The organism is Streptomyces litchfieldiae (assembly GCF_031845365.1).
GTDB classification, from domain to species: domain Bacteria; phylum Actinomycetota; class Actinomycetes; order Streptomycetales; family Streptomycetaceae; genus Streptomyces; species Streptomyces litchfieldiae.
This window is the reverse complement of sequence record NZ_JAVREL010000136.1, coordinates 1-420: the sequence shown is the minus strand read 5'-3', so window position 1 is coordinate 420 and position 420 is coordinate 1. Positions and strand designations below refer to the sequence as shown.

The window sequence follows — 420 nt, the reverse complement described above, 5'->3', positions numbered from 1 at the left end:
GACGCAGAAGGATCTGCTGTACGTGCAGGGCCTGGCCGGGCACATGCCAGCGGATTCGAAGATCCGGGTGTCGGCGCTGACCGACGAGGCGACGACGCAGTTGGAGAAGCTCGGCTTCAAGATCCGCGAGTTGCCGGGCGGGCGCCAGGTCGAGATCACCGCACCCACTGAAAAGGCCGCGTCGGCGCTGAACGCGCTGATCGCGAAGAAGCTGCCCGCGAAAGAGCTGGCAGTCAAGGCCGACGTGGGGCAGACCCTGGCCGATCTCGGGAAGGTGCAGGACAAGGTCGCCCACACCAAGGGCAGGACCGTCGAGATGGGCGCCCTGACCAGCGGGGCGATCAAGGCCCTTGAGGCCCTGGGCTTCAAGATCAGCCACACCAAGGGCAAGAAGATCAGCATCACGGTGCCGACCGGCAC

Annotated in this window: 1 protein-coding gene; it reads left to right on the top strand. The window is 66.0% G+C overall.

What is annotated here, in order from left to right; genetic code table 11:
- Positions 1 to 420 (top strand): hypothetical protein (locus RM590_RS35755; protein ID WP_311708974.1); only part of this gene is annotated, 420 nt, incomplete at both ends.